This is a genomic window from Aurantimonas sp. HBX-1 (assembly GCF_021391535.1).
GTDB lineage: Bacteria > Pseudomonadota > Alphaproteobacteria > Rhizobiales > Rhizobiaceae > Aurantimonas.
The window spans coordinates 3,283,608-3,302,956 of sequence record NZ_CP090066.1; the positions used below are offsets into that span (position 1 = coordinate 3,283,608).

Consider the following 19,349-nt stretch of genomic DNA (forward strand, 5'->3'; position numbering starts at 1 on the left):
TAGGCAGAACACCGATTGCTGCAATGCAAAAAGACTGAATCGCCGCAGACGGCGGGGTTCAGAGGGCGGACCGACGAAGCCGACCCGCCCGAGCCGTGACTAGAGATGCGCCTCGATCACCGCGGCCATCTGCTCCGGCGACAGCGAGCCGGAATACTTGTCGCCATTGACGAAGAAGGTCGGGGTCGCCTCGACGCCGAACTCGGCCTGGCCGCGCTGCTGCGTCTCGACGATCTTCTGCTGGAGTTCCTTGTCGTTGAGGCAGGTGGTGAACTCCTCCTGGCTCATGCCGGCGAGCTTGGCGATGTTGAGCAGGGCGGTGGAGGCGTTCTCGGCCCGCGCCCACTCCGCCTGCTGGTCGAACAGGACGTCGACCATCGCGGTGCGCCGCGCGTCGTCGCCGGTGCAGCGCGCCAGCATGAAGGCGGCGAGCGCGCGCGGGTCGAACGGGAATTCGCGCAGGATCAGCTTCGCCTTGCCGGTGTCGATGTACTGCTGCTTGATCGCCGGATAGCTGTTCTCGTGGAAGTCGGCGCAGTGGCTGCACGTCATCGAGGCATATTCGATGATCGTCACCGGGGCGTTCGCATCGCCGATGACGACATCCTTGAGCGGGCCCTCTTCCATCAGCGCCTCGACGTCGGCCGAACCGGAAGCCGCCGGCGCCTCGGCGGCGGGGGTGACGGCCTGCGCCGTAGCGCCTGCGGTGGCCTCCGGCGTTGCCGGCGCCTGGGCCGGCGAGGTGTCGGCCTGCGCCATCTTGACGACGCCCTGCGGCGCGGCGACCACGTCCGCCGCGGCGCTGTCGACCTCCTCGGTGCAGCCGGCGATGGCGAGCAGGCAGGCGCCCGACAGGAGCATCGCCGCCCTCGAAAGGGTCACGGGACGGGCGCGGGCGGCGGGGTTCTGTTTCGTCATAGGGGAGCGACCTTTACGGCAGGAGACAGCTTGTGTGGTGATCGATGTACGGGAGAAATGCGGCATTTCCAACAGTCGCGGTCGGGCGCCGCGACCAGTGCCGCTCACTCGGCATCGCGCTTCGATCGCCGCAGCGAGGCCTCGGCGAATTCCCGCAAGGCGTTGCGCAGCTTGGGATCCTCGATCCGCGACACCATCGCCTCGATGCGTTCCGGCTCGCCCGCGACGAGGTTGCGCAGCGCCGGCCGGCGGTCGACCTTGTCCGGGGTGACGGATTTTTGAACGATCTTGATCCGGTCGACGGCCGCAAAGCCGAAGAAGGCGTTGACCCGCCCGATCAGTTCGCTGGTCTGGTGCTGCAGCCGCAGCGCCGCCGCCGCCTCGCAGGCGACGATCAGCGTCGCCGGCTCGAACGGGTCGGTGTCGCTGCGCTGGGCAGGCCAGACCAGGCGCTCCGGCCGCGTCGCGTCCTGCAGCCGCGTGCCGGCGATCTCCGACCATGCCGAGATCAAGCCGGTGGTCATGCCGGCCTTGCGCCGCAGGATCGGATCCATGACGCCGCCGAGGATGTCGGCGATCGGCTGGACGCCGCGCCGCGGAAAGCGGGACGACGGATCGCGCGTGTCACTCATCGCGGTTACCCGAAACCTCTGATCGTCGCTGCGACACTCTCGGCCCGGCGGCATGGACGGCTCGCCAAGCGGCGCGCTGGCGGCTAGAGAACCTCGCCGAACCGGAACTCTCGATGTCCATCGCCCCGCCTTCGCTCTCTCAAGACCTGCTCGAATGGTACGATCGGCACGCCCGGGCGCTTCCCTGGCGCGTCCCGCCCCAGGCGCGTGCGGCCGGCGTCCTGCCGGATCCCTACCGGATCTGGCTGTCCGAGATCATGCTGCAGCAGACCACCGTCGCGACGGTGAAATCCTACTTCGCCCGCTTCGTCAATCGCTGGCCGGGCGTCACCGATCTCGCCGAAGCGCCCGAGGCGGAAGTGCTCGGGGCCTGGGCCGGCCTCGGCTACTACGCCCGCGCCCGCAACCTCCATGCCTGCGCCCGGACGGTGGCCGGCGAGCATGGCGGCACGTTCCCGGGAACCGAAGCGGGGCTGCGGACCCTGCCCGGCATCGGCGAGTACACCGCCGCGGCGATCGCGGCGATCGCCTTCGACGAGCCGGCCGCCGTGGTGGACGGCAATGTCGAGCGCGTCGTCAGCCGGCTCTTCGCCATCGAGACGCCGCTGCCGGCCGGGAAGAAGGAAATCCGTGCCCGCACCGGAGATCTGACGCCGGACCGGCGGCCGGGGGATTTCGCGCAGGCGATGATGGATCTCGGCGCGACGATCTGCACGCCGACCCGGCCGGGCTGCATCCTCTGCCCGGTGCGTGCCTGGTGCCGGGCGGCCGCCGAGGGCCGGCCCGAGATGTTCCCGGTCAAGAAGCCGAAGGCCGAAGTGCCCTCGCGACGAGGGGCTGCCTTCGTTGCCATCCGGCGCAGCGACGGCGCCGTCTGGCTGCGCCGTCGCGCGACGACGGGCATGCTGGGCGGCATGAGCGAGCCGCCCACCAGCGACTGGAATGCCCGCTCGGACGGCGCGCTCGGCACGGCGGCCGCGCCCTTCCCTGCCGACTGGCGGGCCTCTGGCACCGTCCTCCACGGCTTCACGCATTTCCGGCTGGCGCTGGACGTCTACCGCGCCGATATCGATCACGATCCGCCGGGCGACGGCTGGTGGTCGCCGCCGGAGGCGTGGGACGGCGAGGCGCTGCCGACGCTGATGCGCAAGGTGCTGGCCGCCGCCGTCCCCGACATCCTCCGAACAGGCATGCCATGACCATCGACCATATCGTCTTCGACATCGGCAAGGTGCTGATCCACTACGACCCGCAAATCCCCTATCGCACGATCATTCCCGACGAGGCCGAGCGGGCGTTCTTTCTCGCCGAGGTGTGCTCGCACGACTGGAACCTCGAGCAGGATCGCGGCCGTCCGTGGCCCGATGCCGAAGCCGAGGCGATCGCCCGCCATCCTGACAGGGATGACGACATCCGAGCCTTCCGCCGCAACTGGCAACTGATGGTGCCGCATGCCCACGACGGCAGCGTCGCGATCATGCGGCATCTCATCGCCGCCGGCATCGACGTGACGCTGCTGACCAATTTCGCCTCCGACACGTTTCGCGAGGCGCAGGCGAAGTTCCCGTTCCTGACCGAGACCCGCGGCGTCACCGTGTCGGGCGACATCAGGCTGATCAAGCCGGACGCGGCGATCTACCACCGCCACGCGAGGGATTTCGGGCTGGAACCGACACGGACATTGTTCATCGACGATACGCCGATCAACGTAACGGGCGCGCGGGAAGTGGGCTGGCAGGCCATCCACTTCGTCTCCGCCGAGGCATTGGCGCGCGACCTGTCGGCACGGGGCCTCCCCGTGCCGCCAATGCCGCGCTGACGTCCCTTTTCGACGCCTTACGCCTCGACGGCGCCGAGGCTGTCGCGGATCGTGCGTCGCAGATCGTCGATCGGGGTCAGCGCCTCGCCGGTCCGCACGTGCCAGAACGTCCAGCCGTTGCAGGCATCGAGCCCCTGGACCCTCGCCCCTATGCGATGGATCGAGGCGGCGTCGTCACCGATGGCGATCGTGCCGTCGGCGCGCACCCGCGCCGTCCAGCGCCGCTGCGCGTCGGTGAGTTCGGCGCCCGGCTGCACCAGCCCGGCCTCGACCAGGCTGACGAACGGCACGCGGCGCTCGGCGCGCTTGCTCACCGCTGCCCGCACCGAATGGGCTTCCAGCGGCTCGACGGCGGCGATCCGGGCCTCGGCGACCTCGATATATTCGTCCTCGCGCTCGATGCCGACGTAGTGGCGGCCGAGACGCTTGGCGACGGCGCCGGTGGTGCCGGTGCCGAAGAACGGGTCGAGCACGACGTCGCCCGGCTTGGTCGAGGACAGGAGCACGCGGGCGAGCAGCGCCTCGGGCTTCTGCGTCGGGTGCGCCTTGCGCCCGTCGGCGTCCTTCAGCCGCTCGCCGCCCGAGCAGATCGGGAACAGCCAGTCGGAACGCATCTGGATGTCGTCGTTCGCCGCCTTCATGGAGTCGTAGTTGAACGTGTAGGCCTTGGCGTTCTGGTCGCGGGACGCCCAGATCATCGTCTCGTGGGCGTTCTGGAACCGCCGGCCGCGGAAGTTCGGCATCGGGTTGGTCTTGCGCCAGACCACGTCGTTGAGGATCCAGAAGCCGAGATCCTGCATCGCCGCGCCGACGCGGAAGATGTTGTGGTAGGAGCCGATCACCCAGATCGTGCCGTTCGGCTTCAGCACCCGCCGCGCCGCCAGCAGCCAGGCCCGGGTGAAGGCATCGTAGGCCTGGAAGCTCTCGAACTGGTCCCACGCATCGTCGACCGCGTCGACCTTGGACTGGTCGGGCCGCGTCAGGTCGCCGGCGAGCTGCAGGTTGTAGGGCGGGTCGGCGAAGATCACGTCGACCGAGTTCTCCGGCAGCGCCTCCATCCGGGCGACGCAGTGGCCCTTGTGGATCCGGTCGAGCCAGTCGGCCCGATCCTCGACGGTCGTCGCAAGGGACGCGGAGCTTTTGTATGCCATCATCACCACCGGTTACGCAGGTACTCGTCTGGCATCATGGTTACCGAACGGCGTAAACAATCAGTGAAATAGTGACTTTGTCCGAGCGGGCATCGCGTGCTACCGCACGCCCACCATGCCGTCCGCCCTCGCCCGGGCGCGACGCGACGATCCCCAAAGCCTTACCTGCCGGAGCTTATGATGGCCGAACCCCTGCTCGTGATCTTCGATTGTGACGGCGTGCTCGTCGATTCGGAGATCATCGCCGCGGCGGTGGAAACGGCGATGCTGCAGGAGCAGGGCATCGAAATCGAGGCCGCCGATTTCGCCACCCGCTTTGCGGGGCTGACCTGGCCGACGATCATGGCCCGGCTCGCCGAAGAGACCGGCACGCGCTTCCCGAAGGATTTCGCGGCGCGCGTCGATGCCGAGATCGACCGGCGCCTGGAGAGCGAGGTCGAGGAGATCCCGGGGGCCCGCGAGGCGATCGAGCGGCTGACCCAGCCGCGCTGCATCTGCTCGAACTCCTCGACGCACCGGCTCGAACTGATGCTGGATCACGTCGGCCTGTGGGACGCGTTCGCGCCGCACGTCTTCAGCGCCACCGAGGTGGGGACGAAGAAGGGCAAGCCGGCGCCTGACGTCTTCCTGCATGCCTGCGAGCAGTTCTCGGTGCCGCCGAAAGCCAGCATCGTGATCGAGGATTCGGTGCACGGCGTCGCCGGTGCCGTCGCGGCCGGATGCCGCGTCGTCGGCTTCACGGGCGGCCGGCACAGCTATGCGGGCCACGCGGAATCGCTGGCCGAAGCCGGGGCCGAGACGGTTATCAGCCGCCTCGCCGATTTCCCGGCAGTGGTCGAGGCCTTGGCGATCTGGTCGGACGCCTAAGGTCGGCGCGGCGGCCACGCCGCCGCGCTCGGGGTGGGGATCAGGCGGTCGCGCCCGGCCGGCTCACTCGGGCGGCCCCTCGTCGAAGCCGGCATAGATCACCACGCGGGTCTCGTTGGGATCGAGGGCGATGCCCTGGTCGAGATAGCGGAAGGTCTTCGCGCCGCCGCCGGGCGCGATCGACACGGCCTGCTGCCCCAGCTCTGAGTAGATCACGTCCTCGCCGAGCAGGACGGCGACCCGGATCGGCAGGTTCACGGTACGCGCCTGCGCGGCGGCGCCCGGAACGATGCGGCCCGCCACGCCGACCTGCATGCGCAGGCGGCCGTCGATGATCCGGCAGTCGCGCGTCGCCTCGCTGATCGAGGCGACGTAGTCGACCTCCTCGCCGACGGTCTTGCGGAGGATCGCCGTGCCTTCGCGAAGCGTCACCTGCGGGCAGAAGCGGGATTCCGCCCCCGCCGCCCATGCCGACGTCGCGCCCGCGACCTGTCCCGGGGCCGCCAGGGCGCCGGCATCCGCCTCCAATTGCGCGCCGTTATTGCTGGAGGAACAGGCCGTGAGCAGCGCCATCGCGCCGCAGACCATAGCGCCCCGGAGGACAGTCACCATATGCATCGCTCGGTTCTTCCCTTATTGTGGCGGGCCGTTCTATACCAGCCGGATCGCGGATAGGCGACGGGTACGGCGCCCGAGTGGCGACGGATCGACAGGCTTCTGCGACCGGAATGCGAAGTGGAGACGACGTGAAATACGTGAGTTCGCGAGGAGAGGCTCCGGTCCTCGGATTTGCCGATGCCCTTCTGGCGGGTCTTGCGAATGACGGCGGCCTCTACGTTCCCGAGACGTGGCCGAACGTCGACGCCGAGACCATTCGCGGCTTTGCCGGCCGCCCCTATGCCGAGGTCGCCTTCGACATCCTCCTGCCCTTCGTCGGCGAGGACATCGCGCCGGCCGACCTGAAGCGCATGGTCGACGAAGCCTATGCCACCTTCCCGCATCCGGCGGTCGCGCCGCTGGTCCAGCTCGGCCCGGCGCATTTCGTGCTGGAGCTCTTCCACGGGCCGACGCTCGCCTTCAAGGACGTGGCGATGCAGCTCATCGCGCGGCTGATGGATCACGTTCTCGTCCAGCGTGGCCGGCGCGCGACGATCGTCGGGGCCACGTCGGGCGATACCGGGGGCGCGGCGATCGCCGCCTTTGCCGGCAGCCACCGCACCGACCTGTTCATCCTGTTCCCGCACGGCCGGGTGTCGCCGGTGCAGCAGCGCCAGATGACGACGTCCGGCGCCGACAACGTCCATGCCGTTGCCGTCGACGGGACGTTCGACGACTGCCAGGCGCTGGTGAAGGCGATGTTCAACGACCGGCGCTTTCGCGAGGAAGCGGCGCTGTCGGGGGTGAACTCGATCAACTGGGGCCGGATCATGGCCCAGATCGTCTACTACTTCACCGCCGCCGCCAGCCTTGGCGCCCCGGACCGCAAGGTGTCCTTCACCGTGCCGACAGGCAATTTCGGCGACATCTTCGCCGGCTACGGCGCAAGGCGCATGGGGCTGCCGATCGAGCGCCTGGTGATCGCCACCAACGAGAACGACATCCTGGTGCGCACGCTGGATCGCGGCCGCTACGAGACCGGCGGCGTCCATGCCACCATGTCGCCGTCGATGGACATCCAGGTGTCGTCGAATTTCGAGCGGCTGATCTTCGAGGCGAGCGGACGCGACGCCGGTCTGGTGCGGCGCCTGATGCAGCAACTCGCCCAGTCGGGCGGCTTCCAGCTGCCCGAGGCGGTGCTGGCGGCGATCCGGGCCGAATTCGACGCCGGCGCCACGGACGAGGCTGAGACCGCCGAAACCATCCGCCGCATGCTCGCCACGACGGCCTATCTCCTCGACCCGCACACCGCCGTCGGCGTGCACGTCGCCGAGACCCGCACGCGCGACAGCGTGATGATCACGCTCGGCACCGCGCATCCGGCGAAGTTCCCGGACGCGGTGAAGAAGGCCTGCGGCGTCTCGCCCGCCCTGCCGCCGAGCCATGCCGACCTGATGCAGAAGACCGAGAAAGTGGATCGCTTGCCCAACGACATCGATGCGATCGAGCAGTACGTCCTCGCGCGTTCCCGCGCGGTCACAGAGGGAGCCATCGCTTGAGCGTCGAGGTCACGCGGCTCGCCAACGGGCTGACCGTCGCCACCGAGACGATGCCGCTCCTCGAGAGCGCCGCGCTCGGCATCTGGGTGAAGGCCGGGGCCCGCGACGAGGCGCCTGCAGAGCACGGCATCGCGCATCTGCTCGAGCACATGGCGTTCAAGGGGACCAGCCAGCGCAGCGCCCGGCAGATCGCCGAGGAGATCGAGAATGTCGGCGGCGAGCTCAACGCCGCAACCAGCGTCGAGACGACGTCCTACTATGCCCGGGTGCTCAAGGACGACGTGCCGCTGGCGCTCGACATCCTGACCGACATCCTGATCGATTCCCGCTTCGAGGAGCAGGAACTGGAGCGCGAGCAGCAGGTCATCCTGCAGGAACTCGGCGCCGCCGAGGACACGCCCGACGACATCGTCTTCGACCATTTCCAGGCGACGGCGTTCCGCGACCAGATCATCGGCCGGCCGATCCTCGGCAGCCGCGAGACGGTGAAATCCTTCGAGCCGCAGGACCTTCGCCGCTATCTTGCCCGCCACTACGCGCCCGACAACATGATCATCTCGGCGGCCGGCGCGGTCTCGCACCAGGCGATCGTCGACCAGGTGACCGCCGCCTTCGGCTCGGGCACCGTTTCGCCGCTGCCGACCCGTGCGCAGCCGCGCACGCTGGCCAGCTACACCGGCGGCGAGTTCCGCGAGGAGCGCGACCTGCAGGATGCGCAGATGGTGCTCGGCTTCGAGGGCCGGCCCTATTACGCCCGCGATTTCTACGCCTCGCAGATCCTGTCGCTGATCCTCGGCGGCGGCATGTCCTCGCGGCTGTTCCAGGAGATCCGCGAGCGCCGCGGCCTCTGCTACGCGATCTACGCTTTCCACTGGAGCTTTTCCGACAGCGGCATCTTCGGCATCCATGCCGCGACCGGCGAGGAGGAGCTGGCGGAACTCGCACCGGTGATCGTCGACGAACTGATCAAGGCCTCGGAAGGCATCACCGCGGAAGAGGTGACGCGCGCCCGCGCCCAGATGCGGGCGAGCCTCCTGATGTCGCAGGAGAGCCCGGCGGCGCGCGCCGGACAGATCGCGCGGCAGCTGATGTTCAAGGGCGAGACCATTGCCAACGAGGAACTGATCGCCCGGCTCGACGCCATCGATGCGCCGCGGCTTGCAGACCTTGCCCAGCGCCTGTTCGTCGGGACCAACCCCACGCTCGCCGCCATCGGACCGCTGTCGCGCCTGCCCGCCCAGGCGGACATCGCCGGGCGGCTGACCAGCGAGAGTGCCGGCGAGGCCAGGATCGCCGCAGGCCGCTGACCGAACCGCCATGAGCGTCCTCGACCGCCTCACCGGACCGCAGCTTCCCAGCCTGGCGGGTGACGGCGTCATGCTGCGCATGCCGCGGCGGACCGACTATGTCGCCTGGCGCGAGCTGCGGGCCGAAAGCCGCGAGTTCCTGCGGCCGTGGGAACCGCTGTGGATGGCGGACGAACTGTCGTGGGAATCCTACCGGCTGCGCCTCAGGCGCTACGCCCAGGAGGCGCGCGACGGCGCCAGCTACACGTTCTTCATCTTCGACGCCGACGGCGCGACGCTCTATGGCGGCATCACCGCCGGGCTGATCCGCCGCGGCGTCGCGCAGAGCTGCATGCTGGGCTACTGGATCGGCGAGCGCTACGCCGGCGCCGGCCTGATGCAGCGCGCCGTCGAGGCGATCAAGCTGTTCGTCTTCGACATCCAGGGCCTGCACCGCGTCGAGGCGGCCTGCCTGCCTTCCAACACCCGCTCGATCAGGCTACTGGAGAAGTGCGGCTTTCGCCGCGAGGGGCATCTGCGAAACTACCTGAAGATCGCCGGAAGGTGGGAGGACCACTATCTCTACGCGCTTCTTGCCGAAGAATGGTCGGGTTCGCAGTCCAGGGACGGGGTCTGCGGAACGGGCGGAACCTAGCTCGCGATGCATTCTCGCCGACATTCAGGGGGCTTTGCCGCGCGCATGCGATCGATGACGGTATCTGGCAGGATCGCACTGGCACTGACGGCGCTCTTCGTCGCCCTCCTCGCCATGTCGACGCCGTCGCGGGCGCTGGAACCCGTCAGCATCTCGCGCGAGGACACCGCGATCGACATGCAGAGCGCGGTGGAGATCTCCCGCGGCGAAGGGCGGAGCTTCCAGGTCTCCACGGTTCCCGGCGCCGACGGCATCGTGCGGCGGATCGAGATCGAGGCGACGTCGCCGCAGGCGTCCGGCCTCTGGGCCACGTTCGCACTGGCCAACAATACGGACGAACAGCTCGACCGGCTCGTCGTCGCGCCGCATTTCCAGTTGGTGGGATCCGGGATCTGGCGGCCCGACCTCGGCGCGCAGCGCATCGCCTCGATCACTCCGTCGCAGGGATTTGCCCTCGAGCGTCAGCCCAGCGCCGAAGCCGACATCTTCCTGGTGACGCTCGACCCCGGCGCGGTGGTCACTTTCGTCGCGGAGCTGACCGCCGGCAAGCTGCCCGACATCCGGCTGTGGGAGCCCAACGCCTACAAGGACACGGTCAACGCCTTCACGCTCTACCGCGGCATCGTGCTCGGCATTGCCGGCCTCCTGGCCGTCTTCCTGACCATCCTGTTCGTGGTCAAGGGCTCGGCGATGTTCCCGGCGACCGCGGCGCTGGCCTGGGCGGTGCTTGCCTATATCTGTATCGATTTCGACTTCTGGCAGAAGCTGGTGCCGATCCTGCCCGGGCAGGAGCGGGTATGGCGCGCCAGCACCGAGGTGGCGCTCGCCTTCACCCTGGTGCTGTTCCTCTACACCTACCTGCATCTCAACCGCTGGCACGGCGTCCTGTCGATCTTCACGGTGGTCTGGCTGGCGGCGCTCGGCGCCCTTGGCGGCATGGCGGCCTTCGATCCGCAGCTGGCTTCCGGCATCGCGCGGCTGTCGCTCGCCGCCACCGCCGTCGCCGGTCTCGGGCTGATCGCCTTCCTGTCCTTCAAACAGTTCGACCGGGCGATCATGCTGATCCCGACCTGGTGCCTGATCGCCCTGTGGCTGGTCGCCGGCTGGATGACGGTCACCGGGCGGATCGACAACGACATCATCCAGCCGGCGCTCGGCGGCGGCCTCGTGCTGATCGTGCTGCTGATCGGCTTCACCGTCATGCAGCACGCCTTTGCCGGCGGCAGCTTCGCGCAGGGGCTGCTGTCGGACATGGAGCGCCGCTCGCTGGCGCTGTCGGGCACCGGCGACGCGGTGTTCGACTGGGACGTCAGCCGTGACCGCATCTTCGCCGGCGCCGACGGCGACGCTCTGGCCGGCATGCCGATCGCCTCGATGAACGGTCCGGCGCGCGACTGGCTGCCGATCCTCCATCCGGACGACCGCGACCGGTTCAAGCTGACCCTGGACACGATCCTGGAGCATCGGCGCGGCCGGATCACCCAGGAATTCCGGATGCGCGACGAGGACGGGCATTACCACTGGGTCTCGCTGCGGGCCCGCCCGGTGCTCGGCAGCGACGGCGAGGTGGTGCGCTGCGTCGGCACGCTGAAGGACGTGACCGAGCGCAAGAAGGCCGAGGAGCGACTGCTCCACGACGCGCTGCACGACCAGCTGACCGGCCTGCCCAACCGCGAGCTGTTCATGGACCGGCTGGAGGCGATCGGCATCCTCGCCAGCACGCGGCAGGACGTGCACCCGACGATCTTCCTGATCGATCTCGACCGCTTCAAGCAGGTCAACGACGATTTCGGCATCGCCACCGGCGACACGATCCTGCTGACCGTCGGACGGCGGCTGAAGCGCATCCTGAAGCCGCAGGATTCGCTAGCGCGGCTGGGCAGCGACCAGTTCGGGCTGATCCTGCTGTCGGAAACCGAGGTCGGCGCCGTCGCCAGTTTCGCCGAAGCGCTGCGCGAGGCGATCAAGGCGCCGATCGCCTTTTCCGGCCGCGAGATCGTGCTGACCGGCTCGATCGGCCTCACCGGCTGGATCGAAGCCTCGACCGCCAACGAGGCGCTCAAGGAAGCCGAACTCGCCATGTACCAGGCCAAGCGCTATGGCGGCGACCGAACCGAGCCGTTCCGCCCGGCCTACAAGACCATCGGATCCGGGCGGCTGCAGCTCGAGGCCGATCTCAGGCGGGCCTTCGAGCGCAACGAACTGTCGCTGGCGTTCCAGCCGATCGTCCGCCTCGATACCGAGAGCGTCGCGGGTTTCGAGGCGCTGCTGCGCTGGGAGCACCCGCGCCGCGGCGCCGTCTCGCCGAGCGAATTCGTGCCTATCGCCGAGAGCACAGGCCTGATCGTGCAGCTCGGCCAGTTCGCGCTCGAGGAGGCGGCCAAGCGGCTCAGCGACTGGCACCTGATGACGTCGGACCCGACGATCTTCGTCTCGGTCAACATCTCCAGCCGGCAGCTGATCCGCCAGGACCTCATCGCCGACGTTCGCACCGTCGTGGGGCGCTACCGCCTGCCGCCAGAATCGCTGAAGCTGGAGCTGACCGAATCCCTGGTGATGGACAATCCGGAGCGCTCGGCGCAGCTCCTGGCGCGGCTGAGGGAAATCGGCGTCGGCCTGTCGCTGGACGATTTCGGCACCGGCTATTCCTCGCTCGCCTACCTGATGCGCTTCCCGTTCGACACGCTGAAGATCGACCAGTCGTTCCTGCGCAACAACACCCAGCCGCAGCGGCCGATCATCCTCAACTCGATCGTGACGATGGCCCACGATCTCGGCCTGAAGGTGGTGGCAGAGGGCATCGAGACCGAGTCCGACCTCAACCTGCTGCGCCAGCTGAACTGCGAGTTCGCCCAGAGCTTCCTGTTCTCGCAGCCGCTGACGGTGGACCAGGCACGCAAGATGCTGCTCGACCAGATGGGCGTGAAGCGCGCCAGCTGAGCCCGCCGTCAGGCGTGGCCGGCCTCGCTGGTGAGGAACGCCGCGTCGACGCCGAGCAGCGCCAGGGCCCTGCCGTATTTGTCGTCGAGATTGCTGTCGAAGACGATCGACAGGTCGGCCTTGCAGGTCAGCCAGCCATTGGCCGCGATCTCGCCTTCCAGCTGTCCGGGCGCCCAGCCGGAATAGCCGAGCGCCATGATCGCCGTGCGCGGGCCGATGCCCTGCGAGATCGCCTTCAGGATGTCGAGCGTCGGGGTCAGCGAGATACGGTCGGCGACGGAGACCGTGGATTCGGAATCGTAGTCGTCGGAATGCAGGACGAAGCCCCGGCCGCGCTCCACCGGCCCGCCCATGCAGACTGATACCTCGCGGCCGCCGGCGGGCAGCCTGATGTCGTCCTCGCTCTCGACGATGCCGAGCTGGGTGAGCAGTTCCGGAAAGCTGACCTGCTGGGGCTTGTTGATGATGAAGCCCATCGCGCCGTTCGGCGAATGGGCGCAGACATAGATCACCGTCCGGTTGAACGGCTCGGCGTCGAGCGCGGGCATCGCGATGAGAAAATGCCCTTCCAGCGAATCCGCAATCTCTTCGATCTCGTCTCTCGGCATCATCAACCCCGATCTTCCTTTCGCGACCGTCACCCATCGTGACACCGCCGCGGCGATCCGACCAGAGCAAGATAGTCACGCTGCGCGTGCAATACCTGGCCGGTCGCGGGATTTTGAGTGGCCGATACCGGGCGGCGCGGCTATGGATCGCCTCCCCTGTCCGTGTCGGGGCACCTGGACAACCGGAAACCGGAGAGCAATGCGCCCTGCCGACACCATCCGCTTCGCCGCCGCAGCCCTCTGCCTTCTGGTCGCCGCCGGCCAGGCCGAGGCCGGGCCGATCGGCGCAGCAGCGCCGGAGCCGATGACCGTACGCCTGACCACCGCGCCGGCCGGTCCGGACGGCAGCGTGCGCGGCGCGCTGCTCCTCGATCTCGCGCCAGGCTGGAAGACCTACTGGGTCGATCCCGGCGCCTCCGGCATCCCGCCGACCATCGACTTCGCGGCGACGGCTGGCCTCGGCCGCGCCGAGCTGCATTTTCCGGCGCCGCAGCGCTTCGGCGAGGGGTTGGCGCGGGCGAATGGCTACAGACAGTCGCTGGCCGTCGCGTTCGAGCTCGCGCCGGAGGCGGGCGCGGAACTCGGCCCGGTCGAGGCGTCGATCCTCCTGGGCGCCTGCCGCGAGATCTGCGTGCCGGTTCAGGCGACGCTAACGGCGGCGGAGGCGGACAGCGGCGCGGTTCAGGCCGCGTTCGCCGCACTCCCCGACCGGGGCCGGACGCCCGGCGAGTTCGCGCCCCCCCGGCTTGCCGGCGACGTGCTGACCGTCGCCGTCACGCGCCCGGCGAGGGAGGGAAGCCCCGACGCCGCCGATCTCTTCGTCGCAGGTCCCGAGGGCTGGTATTTCGACGAGCCGGAGGCGCCGACACGTCGGGGCGACCAGTTGATCTTTCAGGTGCCGGTGCTGGAGCGGCCCCGCGCCGAGACGGGACCGCCCGAGCATATCGACGTGGTCTTCACCGACGGCGCCGGCGCGCTCGAGGCACGGGACCTGAGGGTCACTCAGTCGCAGTAGGGCGGCTCGACAAAGCTTAGCCGCGCCCCAAATGCGCCGTCGCAGGCACGTGCCGGCATCCGGCCGGGGGTCGTCCCGGCAGAGGGAAAGACGAGACATGGCTATCGGCATCGGTGACAGGATCCCCAACGCGACACTCAAGACCCGCACGTCGGACGGGCCGGCGGACCTGTCGACCGCGGAAATCTTCGACGGCAAGAAGGTCGTGCTGTTCGGCGTGCCCGGCGCGTTCACGCCGACCTGCACGATGAACCACCTGCCCGGCTTCCTGACCTACAACGACGAGATCCGCGCCAAGGGCGTCGACACGATCGCCGTGGTCGCCGTCAACGACATCCACGTGATGAGCGCCTGGGAAAAGTCGACGGATGCGGGCGGCAAGATCACCTTCCTGTCGGACGGCAACGGCGAGTTCATCAAGGCGATCGGGCTCGACATCGACCTGTCGGTTGCGGGTCTCGGCACCCGCTCCAAGCGCTTCTCGATGATCGTCGAGGACGGCGTCGTCACCGCGCTGAACATCGAGGATTCGCCGGGCCGGGCGGAAATGTCGTCGGCCGAGTCGCTGCTCGAGCAGCTCTGACCGCTGCGCCGCCGTCGGCGCCACGATGCGCCGACGGTGCGGTCAGCCCGCGACCTTCTTCTTGAACGGCGCCATGCCGGCGCGGGCCAGTTCGTCGGCGCGCTCGTTCAGTTCGTTGCCGTCATGGCCGCGCACCCAGTGGAAGGTGACGTCGTGGCGGCCCTTCTCGGCCTCGAGACGCTGCCACAGCTCGGCGTTCTTCACCGGCTTGCGGTCGGCCGTCTTCCAGCCGTTGCGCTTCCAGCCGTGGATCCACTTGGTGATGCCGTCCCGCATGTACTGCGAGTCCGAGTAGATATCGACGGCGCAGGGGCGCTTCAGCGCGGCCAGCGCCTCGATCACCGCCATCAGTTCCATGCGGTTGTTGGTGGTCAGGGCCTCGCCGCCCTTCAGCTCCTTCTCGGCGCCGTTGAAGCGCATGATCGCCGCCCAGCCGCCGGGACCGGGATTGCCCGAGCAGGCGCCGTCCGTGTGTATCTCGACCCGGTCGCCGCTGTCGCCGCTCATTGCGTCACCCGTTCGAGATCGAAGCCGTATTCGGCGGCGCTCGCCACCGCCTTGTGGAAGCGCAGCTTGCGCAGATATTCGCGCGGATCCTTCTTGGTGACGAAGGATCCCTCCGGCACGTTCAGCCAGTCGTAGAGCCGCGTCAGCATGAAGCGCATCGACGCGCCGCGGCACAGGATCGGCAGCGCCGCGACCTCCGCTGCACTCAGCGGGCGTACGCTCGCATAGCCTTCGATCAGGCCCCTGCCCTTGGTGACGTTGAAACTGCCGTCTGGCTCGAAGCACCAGGCGCAGAGGCCGATGGCGAGGTCGTAGGCAAGGAGGTCGTTGCAGGCGAAATAGAAGTCGATCAGCCCCGACAGTTCGCCTGCGAGGAAGAACACGTTGTCCGGGAAGAGATCGGCATGGATGATCCCGGCGGGAAGGTCCCCCGGCCAGTTCGCCTCGAGGAACGTCAGTTCCCCCTCGATCGCCGCTGCAAGGCCCGGCTCGATCTCGTCGACGCGGTCGCCGCAGCTCTCGAACAGCGGCCGCCAGTCGGCGAGCGCCAGGCCGTTCGGCCGCCGCAGCGTGAAATCGGCGGCGGCGGCGTGCATGCCGGCCATGGCGCCGCCGACGGCGCGGCAGTGATCGGCGGTCGGCCGGCGCGTCCACATGCCTTCGAGGAAGGTGAAGACCGCCGCAGGCCGGCCGGCGAGCTCGCCGAGCGCCTCGCCGGCGTTGGTGTGGACGGGCAGCGGGCACGAGATGCCGCGCTCGGCCAGATGCTCCATCAGGCCGACGAAGAACGGCAGGTCGCCGCGGTTCACCCGTTTTTCGTAGAGCGTCAGGATGAAGGTGCCGGCTTCGGTCCGGATCAGGAAGTTGGAGTTCTCGACGCCTTCCGCGATGCCCTTGTAGCTCAGCAGCGCGCCGAGGGGATAATCGTCGAGAAAGCTGGCGAGCTGGGTTTCCGAGATGTCGGTATAGACGGCCAAGCGCTCAGCTCCGGCCGCTGACGAAGGCCATGTCGGCAGCCGTCAGCGGGGTCTCGCGCAGCGCCCGCATGACCGGGAAGTTCTCCGTCTCCTCGGCGGTGCGCACCAGTTCGACGGTCACCTCGAAGCGTTCGCGAAACGCGTCGACGATCGCATCGACCAGGATCTCCGGGGCCGAGGCGCCGGCAGACAGCGCGACGGTACCGCCGGGCGGCACGCAGTCCCAGGGCAGGTCCGCGACGCCTTCCACCAGCGCCCCCTGCATGGCGCCCGCCCGTTCGGCCACCTCGACCAGGCGCTTGGAGTTGGAGGAATTCGGCGCGCCGACGACGATGAACAGGTCGGCGCCCGGCGCGGCGGCCTTCACCGCCTCCTGCCGATTGGTGGTGGCGTAGCAGATCGACTCCGACGAGGGCGCCTGCATCTGCGGGAACCGGGCCTGCAGCGCCGCGACGATGCCGCTGGTGTCGTCGACCGACAGGGTCGTCTGGGTGACGAAGCCGAGGGCCGCGGGATCGGCCGGCACGAAGGCCTCGACGTCCGCCTCGGTCTCGATCAGCGTCACCTCGCCCGGCAGCAGCTGGCCCATCGTGCCGATCACCTCGGGGTGCCCCTTGTGCCCGACCAGCAGCACGTGGCGGCCGCGCTTGACGTGCAGCATCGCCTGCTTGTGGACCTTGGAAACCAGCGGGCAGGTGGCGTCGAGAAACAGCATCTCGCGTGCCGCCGCCGCGGCGGGCACGGATTTCGGCACGCCGTGCGCCGAGAACACCACCGGCTGGCCGTCGTCCGGCACGTCGTCGAGCTCCTTGACGAAGACCGCGCCCATGTTGCGCAGCCCCTCGACGACGTAGCGATTATGCACGATCTCGTGGCGGACATAGACCGGCGCGCCGTGCTTCTTCAGCGCCAGCACGACGATCTGGATCGCCCGGTCGACGCCGGCGCAGAAGCCGCGCGGCTCGCACATGCGGATCGTCAGTTTCGGCTTGGCGTCGGAATCGAACAAGCAAGGCTCCGGGTCTGGGGTGGCGTCGGCCGGCCGAATGAAGGGATGCGGCCTGCCGGTGTCAAGGCTTGCGGGCGCGCCAGTCGCCGACCACCAGCAGTACGGTCATCACGATGAGCACGAGGCCGATGCCGTACCACGTGATGGCATATTGCAGGTGGTTGTTGGGGATCTCCACCACCGTGGTGCCGCCGACCGGCCAGCCGCCCGGGGCGCTGCCGGGGCCTGCATCGACGAAGAACGGCAGGATGCGCACACCGGGCGGGACCGTCAGGCCCTCGGCCATCGCATCGACGTCGCGCCAGAAGAAGGTGTTGCCGGCTGGGTCGTTGTCGGGGATGAAGAAGCCCGGCTCCTCGGTCGGCGCATTGCGGGCGAGCCCGGTGACGGTGACCGGCCCCTCGACCTGCCCCTCGCGGCGGGTGGCGGGATCGCGCCGGTCATAGGGCACGAAGCCGCGGTTGACGAAGACCAGCCGGTCTCCCTCCGTGAGCAGCGGCACATAGACGTTCCAGCCGGCCTGGCCGTCGAAGGTTGAGAGGAAATAGCGTTCGCCCTCGTTGAGGAACCGGCCCTCGACCGTCACGGGCGTGTAGTCCACGTCCCCGGTCGCGGCGAACTGCGCCTCGAGCGCATCCAGATCGATGGACGGCGACACGATCCGCTGCTCGATCCGCGCGACGAGGGCTTCCTTCCACTGCAGCCGCTCCACCTGCCAGGTGCCGAGGGCCATCAGGATGACGATGCCGACGAGGCAGGCGGCGAGCGCGAACCAGTAGCGGCGCCGGCTCATGCGGAACGGGCCGGCGGGCGCCGCGGCCTGCGCCGCGAGGGGATCATTCGCCACGGTCGAGGCGCCCTTCCGCCGCGCGGTGCTTGTACTGGAGGGCGATCATCAGGCCTTTCAGCGCGCGCAGGAGCGGCAGCGCGAGCGCCAGGATCAGCGGCAGCCAGAGCACGAGATGCACCCAGAGCGGCGGGTTGAAGCTGACCTCGACCCAGAGCGCCAGCCCGCAGACGACGAAGCCGATGATCAGGATGACGAAGACCGCCGGCCCATCGCCGGAATCGATGAAGGCGAAGTCGAGATCGCAGTTCGAGCAGCGCGGCGCCACCGTCAGGAACCCGGCGAAGAGCTTGCCCTCGCCGCAGCGGGGGCAGCGGCCGAGAAGCCCGGCGCGGGCGGGGTCGACCTGACGGGGCGGGTGATCGCTCATGCGGATCTTCCTTAAGCGAAGAAGGCGGCCACATTTCTGCGCCGCCTTCTCGAGAGTCGCTGTTGGTGGCGCGGCCTAGCCGTGGTGGATGACGCCGCCCCAACTGCCCCAGACATAGATGCTGAAGAACAGGAACAGCCAGACGACGTCGACGAAGTGCCAGTACCAGGCCGCCGCCTCGAAGCCGAAGTGCTTCTGCGGGGTGAACTGCCCCTTCATCGCACGGATCAGGCAGACGATCAGGAAGATCGTCCCGACGATCACGTGGAAGCCGTGGAAGCCGGTCGCCATGAAGAAGGTCGATCCATAGATCGAGCCGGCGAAGGCGAACGGCGCGTGGGCGTATTCGTAGTACTGGACGTAGGAGAAGATCAGGCCGAGCAGCACGGTGAGCGCCAGGCCCCAGACCAGACCCTTGCGGTCGTTGTGCAGCAGCGCATGGTGCGCCCAGGTCACGGTCGTGCCCGACAGGAGCAGCGTCACGGTGTTGAACAGCGGCAGGTGCAGCGGGTCGAGCACCTCGATGCCGACCGGCGGCCACTGCCCGCCCAGCACCTCGGTCCGGGCCGCCTGCACCGCCTCGTTCGGGAACAGGCTGGCGTCGAAGAACGCCCAGAACCACGCCACGAAGAACATCACCTCGGAGGCGATGAACATGATCATGCCGTAGCGCAGGTGCATCGACACGACCTGCGTGTGGGCGCCCTCGCGGCCTTCCTTGATGGTGTCCGACCACCACGCGTACATCACGTAGAGGACGATCGCGAGACCGACGAAGAAGATCCACGGGGTGGCGAGATCGATCCCGAACAGCAGGAACTGGCTGCCCGCCGTGTAGCGCATCAGCGAGACCATGCCGATCATCATGATGAAGGCGCCGACCGAGGCGATGAACGGCCACGGGCTCGGATCGATGATGTGATAATCGTGTTGCTTGGCGTGCGTGTCTGCCATCGCGGTTCCCCGGTCTCCCTTACTGCTCGGCGATCTGACTACAAGAGATCGGCGG

20 protein-coding genes are annotated in these 19,349 nt (G+C 68.5%); 9 read left to right on the forward strand and 11 right to left on the reverse strand.

The features are described from left to right. Window positions 1-99 precede the first annotated feature (99 nt). Both LXB15_RS15625 and LXB15_RS15630 read right to left on the reverse strand, forming a co-directional pair. Window positions 100-918: a thioredoxin domain-containing protein gene (locus LXB15_RS15625; protein ID WP_233949318.1), complete on the reverse strand. Its 819-nt coding sequence runs from the start codon at window positions 916-918 to the stop codon at window positions 100-102. A gap of 104 nt (window positions 919-1,022) precedes the next feature. Beyond that, window positions 1,023-1,550 carry a DUF721 domain-containing protein gene (locus LXB15_RS15630; protein ID WP_233949319.1) on the reverse strand — a complete coding sequence of 176 codons (528 nt, stop codon included), beginning with the start codon at window positions 1,548-1,550 and terminating at the stop codon, window positions 1,023-1,025. Between the two features lie 113 nt (window positions 1,551-1,663). On the opposite strand from LXB15_RS15630, the gene mutY reads away from it, so the two are divergent. Next, the gene (gene mutY, locus LXB15_RS15635; RefSeq protein WP_233949320.1) at window positions 1,664-2,749 is read left to right on the forward strand and encodes an A/G-specific adenine glycosylase; all 1,086 of its coding nucleotides are present in this window, start codon (window positions 1,664-1,666) and stop codon (window positions 2,747-2,749) included. Next, window positions 2,746-3,369 carry an HAD family phosphatase gene (locus tag LXB15_RS15640; protein ID WP_233949321.1) on the forward strand — a complete coding sequence of 208 codons (624 nt, stop codon included), beginning with the start codon at window positions 2,746-2,748 and terminating at the stop codon, window positions 3,367-3,369. Before mutY ends, LXB15_RS15640 begins: the two co-directional genes overlap by 4 nt. 17 nt (window positions 3,370-3,386) lie before the next feature. On the opposite strand, the gene LXB15_RS15645 is transcribed toward LXB15_RS15640, so the two are convergent. Then, a complete protein-coding gene (locus tag LXB15_RS15645; RefSeq protein WP_304502380.1) occupies window positions 3,387-4,520 on the reverse strand; it encodes a site-specific DNA-methyltransferase in 1,134 nt (377 codons plus the stop codon). A gap of 180 nt (window positions 4,521-4,700) precedes the next feature. On the opposite strand from LXB15_RS15645, the gene LXB15_RS15650 reads away from it, so the two are divergent. Then, on the forward strand, window positions 4,701-5,387 hold the full coding sequence (locus LXB15_RS15650) for an HAD family phosphatase (RefSeq protein ID WP_233949322.1): 687 nt from the start codon (window positions 4,701-4,703) through the stop codon (window positions 5,385-5,387). Between the two features lie 63 nt (window positions 5,388-5,450). Here LXB15_RS15650 and LXB15_RS15655 read toward each other — a convergent pair whose 3' ends face one another. Continuing rightward, complete coding sequence (locus tag LXB15_RS15655) at window positions 5,451-5,999, reverse strand: hypothetical protein (protein WP_233949323.1); 549 nt, start codon at window positions 5,997-5,999, stop codon at window positions 5,451-5,453. A gap of 134 nt (window positions 6,000-6,133) precedes the next feature. Between LXB15_RS15655 and thrC the strand changes: the two genes are divergently transcribed. The 4 genes from thrC to LXB15_RS15675 are packed head-to-tail and all read left to right on the forward strand — an operon-like array spanning window position 6,134 to window position 12,424. Next, entirely contained in the window at window positions 6,134-7,543 is a 1,410-nt protein-coding gene (gene thrC, locus LXB15_RS15660; RefSeq protein ID WP_233949324.1) for a threonine synthase, read from the forward strand. Beyond that, a complete protein-coding gene (locus LXB15_RS15665) occupies window positions 7,540-8,850 on the forward strand; it encodes a pitrilysin family protein (protein WP_233949325.1) in 1,311 nt (436 codons plus the stop codon). Before thrC ends, LXB15_RS15665 begins: the two co-directional genes overlap by 4 nt. 10 nt (window positions 8,851-8,860) lie before the next feature. Then, on the forward strand, window positions 8,861-9,484 hold the full coding sequence (locus LXB15_RS15670; protein ID WP_233949326.1) for a GNAT family N-acetyltransferase: 624 nt from the start codon (window positions 8,861-8,863) through the stop codon (window positions 9,482-9,484). 45 nt (window positions 9,485-9,529) lie between these two features. Further along, on the forward strand, window positions 9,530-12,424 hold the full coding sequence (locus tag LXB15_RS15675; protein WP_255696606.1) for an EAL domain-containing protein: 2,895 nt from the start codon (window positions 9,530-9,532) through the stop codon (window positions 12,422-12,424). A gap of 8 nt (window positions 12,425-12,432) precedes the next feature. Here the strand turns inward: LXB15_RS15675 and LXB15_RS15680 are convergent, their stop codons facing one another. After that, window positions 12,433-13,035: a YqgE/AlgH family protein gene (locus LXB15_RS15680; protein WP_370640236.1), complete on the reverse strand. Its 603-nt coding sequence runs from the start codon at window positions 13,033-13,035 to the stop codon at window positions 12,433-12,435. 196 nt (window positions 13,036-13,231) lie between these two features. On the opposite strand from LXB15_RS15680, the gene LXB15_RS15685 reads away from it, so the two are divergent. After that, complete coding sequence (locus LXB15_RS15685; protein WP_233949328.1) at window positions 13,232-14,047, forward strand: protein-disulfide reductase DsbD domain-containing protein; 816 nt, start codon at window positions 13,232-13,234, stop codon at window positions 14,045-14,047. 97 nt (window positions 14,048-14,144) lie between these two features. Beyond that, window positions 14,145-14,630, forward strand: coding sequence for a peroxiredoxin (locus LXB15_RS15690; RefSeq protein WP_233949329.1), 486 nt, complete (start codon window positions 14,145-14,147; stop codon window positions 14,628-14,630). 42 nt (window positions 14,631-14,672) lie between these two features. Here the strand turns inward: LXB15_RS15690 and rnhA are convergent, their stop codons facing one another. The 6 genes from rnhA to LXB15_RS15720 form a co-directional block, all read right to left on the reverse strand. Next, on the reverse strand, window positions 14,673-15,137 hold the full coding sequence (gene rnhA, locus LXB15_RS15695) for a ribonuclease HI (RefSeq protein WP_233949330.1): 465 nt from the start codon (window positions 15,135-15,137) through the stop codon (window positions 14,673-14,675). After that, window positions 15,134-16,114: a homoserine kinase gene (locus tag LXB15_RS15700; RefSeq protein ID WP_233949331.1), complete on the reverse strand. Its 981-nt coding sequence runs from the start codon at window positions 16,112-16,114 to the stop codon at window positions 15,134-15,136. Before LXB15_RS15700 ends, rnhA begins: the two co-directional genes overlap by 4 nt. Window positions 16,115-16,118: 4 nt before the next feature. After that, window positions 16,119-17,123 carry a 4-hydroxy-3-methylbut-2-enyl diphosphate reductase gene (ispH, locus tag LXB15_RS15705; protein WP_370640120.1) on the reverse strand — a complete coding sequence of 335 codons (1,005 nt, stop codon included), beginning with the start codon at window positions 17,121-17,123 and terminating at the stop codon, window positions 16,119-16,121. 61 nt (window positions 17,124-17,184) lie between these two features. After that, entirely contained in the window at window positions 17,185-17,916 is a 732-nt protein-coding gene (locus LXB15_RS15710) for an SURF1 family protein (RefSeq protein ID WP_233953207.1), read from the reverse strand. Between the two features lie 43 nt (window positions 17,917-17,959). Then, window positions 17,960-18,340 (reverse strand): DUF983 domain-containing protein, encoded by a 381-nt coding sequence (locus tag LXB15_RS15715; RefSeq protein ID WP_233949332.1) that lies wholly within the window; start codon window positions 18,338-18,340, stop codon window positions 17,960-17,962. 75 nt (window positions 18,341-18,415) lie between these two features. Then, window positions 18,416-19,294, reverse strand: coding sequence for a cytochrome c oxidase subunit 3 (locus tag LXB15_RS15720; RefSeq protein ID WP_233949333.1), 879 nt, complete (start codon window positions 19,292-19,294; stop codon window positions 18,416-18,418). Window positions 19,295-19,349: the final 55 nt, after the last annotated feature.

Coding starts and splice junctions, on each gene's coding strand:
- LXB15_RS15625 (WP_233949318.1), bottom strand. CDS start 918: ATGACGAAACAGAACCCCGCCGCCCGCGCCCGTCCCGTGACCCTTTCG.
- LXB15_RS15630 (WP_233949319.1), bottom strand. CDS start 1,550: ATGAGTGACACGCGCGATCCGTCGTCCCGCTTTCCGCGGCGCGGCGTC.
- mutY (WP_233949320.1), top strand. CDS start 1,664: ATGTCCATCGCCCCGCCTTCGCTCTCTCAAGACCTGCTCGAATGGTAC.
- LXB15_RS15640 (WP_233949321.1), top strand. CDS start 2,746: ATGACCATCGACCATATCGTCTTCGACATCGGCAAGGTGCTGATCCAC.
- LXB15_RS15645 (WP_304502380.1), bottom strand. CDS start 4,520: ATGGCATACAAAAGCTCCGCGTCCCTTGCGACGACCGTCGAGGATCGG.
- LXB15_RS15650 (WP_233949322.1), top strand. CDS start 4,701: ATGGCCGAACCCCTGCTCGTGATCTTCGATTGTGACGGCGTGCTCGTC.
- LXB15_RS15655 (WP_233949323.1), bottom strand. CDS start 5,999: ATGGTGACTGTCCTCCGGGGCGCTATGGTCTGCGGCGCGATGGCGCTG.
- LXB15_RS15670 (WP_233949326.1), top strand. CDS start 8,861: ATGAGCGTCCTCGACCGCCTCACCGGACCGCAGCTTCCCAGCCTGGCG.
- LXB15_RS15675 (WP_255696606.1), top strand. CDS start 9,530: ATGCGATCGATGACGGTATCTGGCAGGATCGCACTGGCACTGACGGCG.
- LXB15_RS15680 (WP_370640236.1), bottom strand. CDS start 13,035: ATGATGCCGAGAGACGAGATCGAAGAGATTGCGGATTCGCTGGAAGGG.
- LXB15_RS15685 (WP_233949328.1), top strand. CDS start 13,232: ATGCGCCCTGCCGACACCATCCGCTTCGCCGCCGCAGCCCTCTGCCTT.
- LXB15_RS15690 (WP_233949329.1), top strand. CDS start 14,145: ATGGCTATCGGCATCGGTGACAGGATCCCCAACGCGACACTCAAGACC.
- rnhA (WP_233949330.1), bottom strand. CDS start 15,137: ATGAGCGGCGACAGCGGCGACCGGGTCGAGATACACACGGACGGCGCC.
- LXB15_RS15710 (WP_233953207.1), bottom strand. CDS start 17,916: ATGAGCCGGCGCCGCTACTGGTTCGCGCTCGCCGCCTGCCTCGTCGGC.
- LXB15_RS15715 (WP_233949332.1), bottom strand. CDS start 18,340: ATGAGCGATCACCCGCCCCGTCAGGTCGACCCCGCCCGCGCCGGGCTT.
- LXB15_RS15720 (WP_233949333.1), bottom strand. CDS start 19,294: ATGGCAGACACGCACGCCAAGCAACACGATTATCACATCATCGATCCG.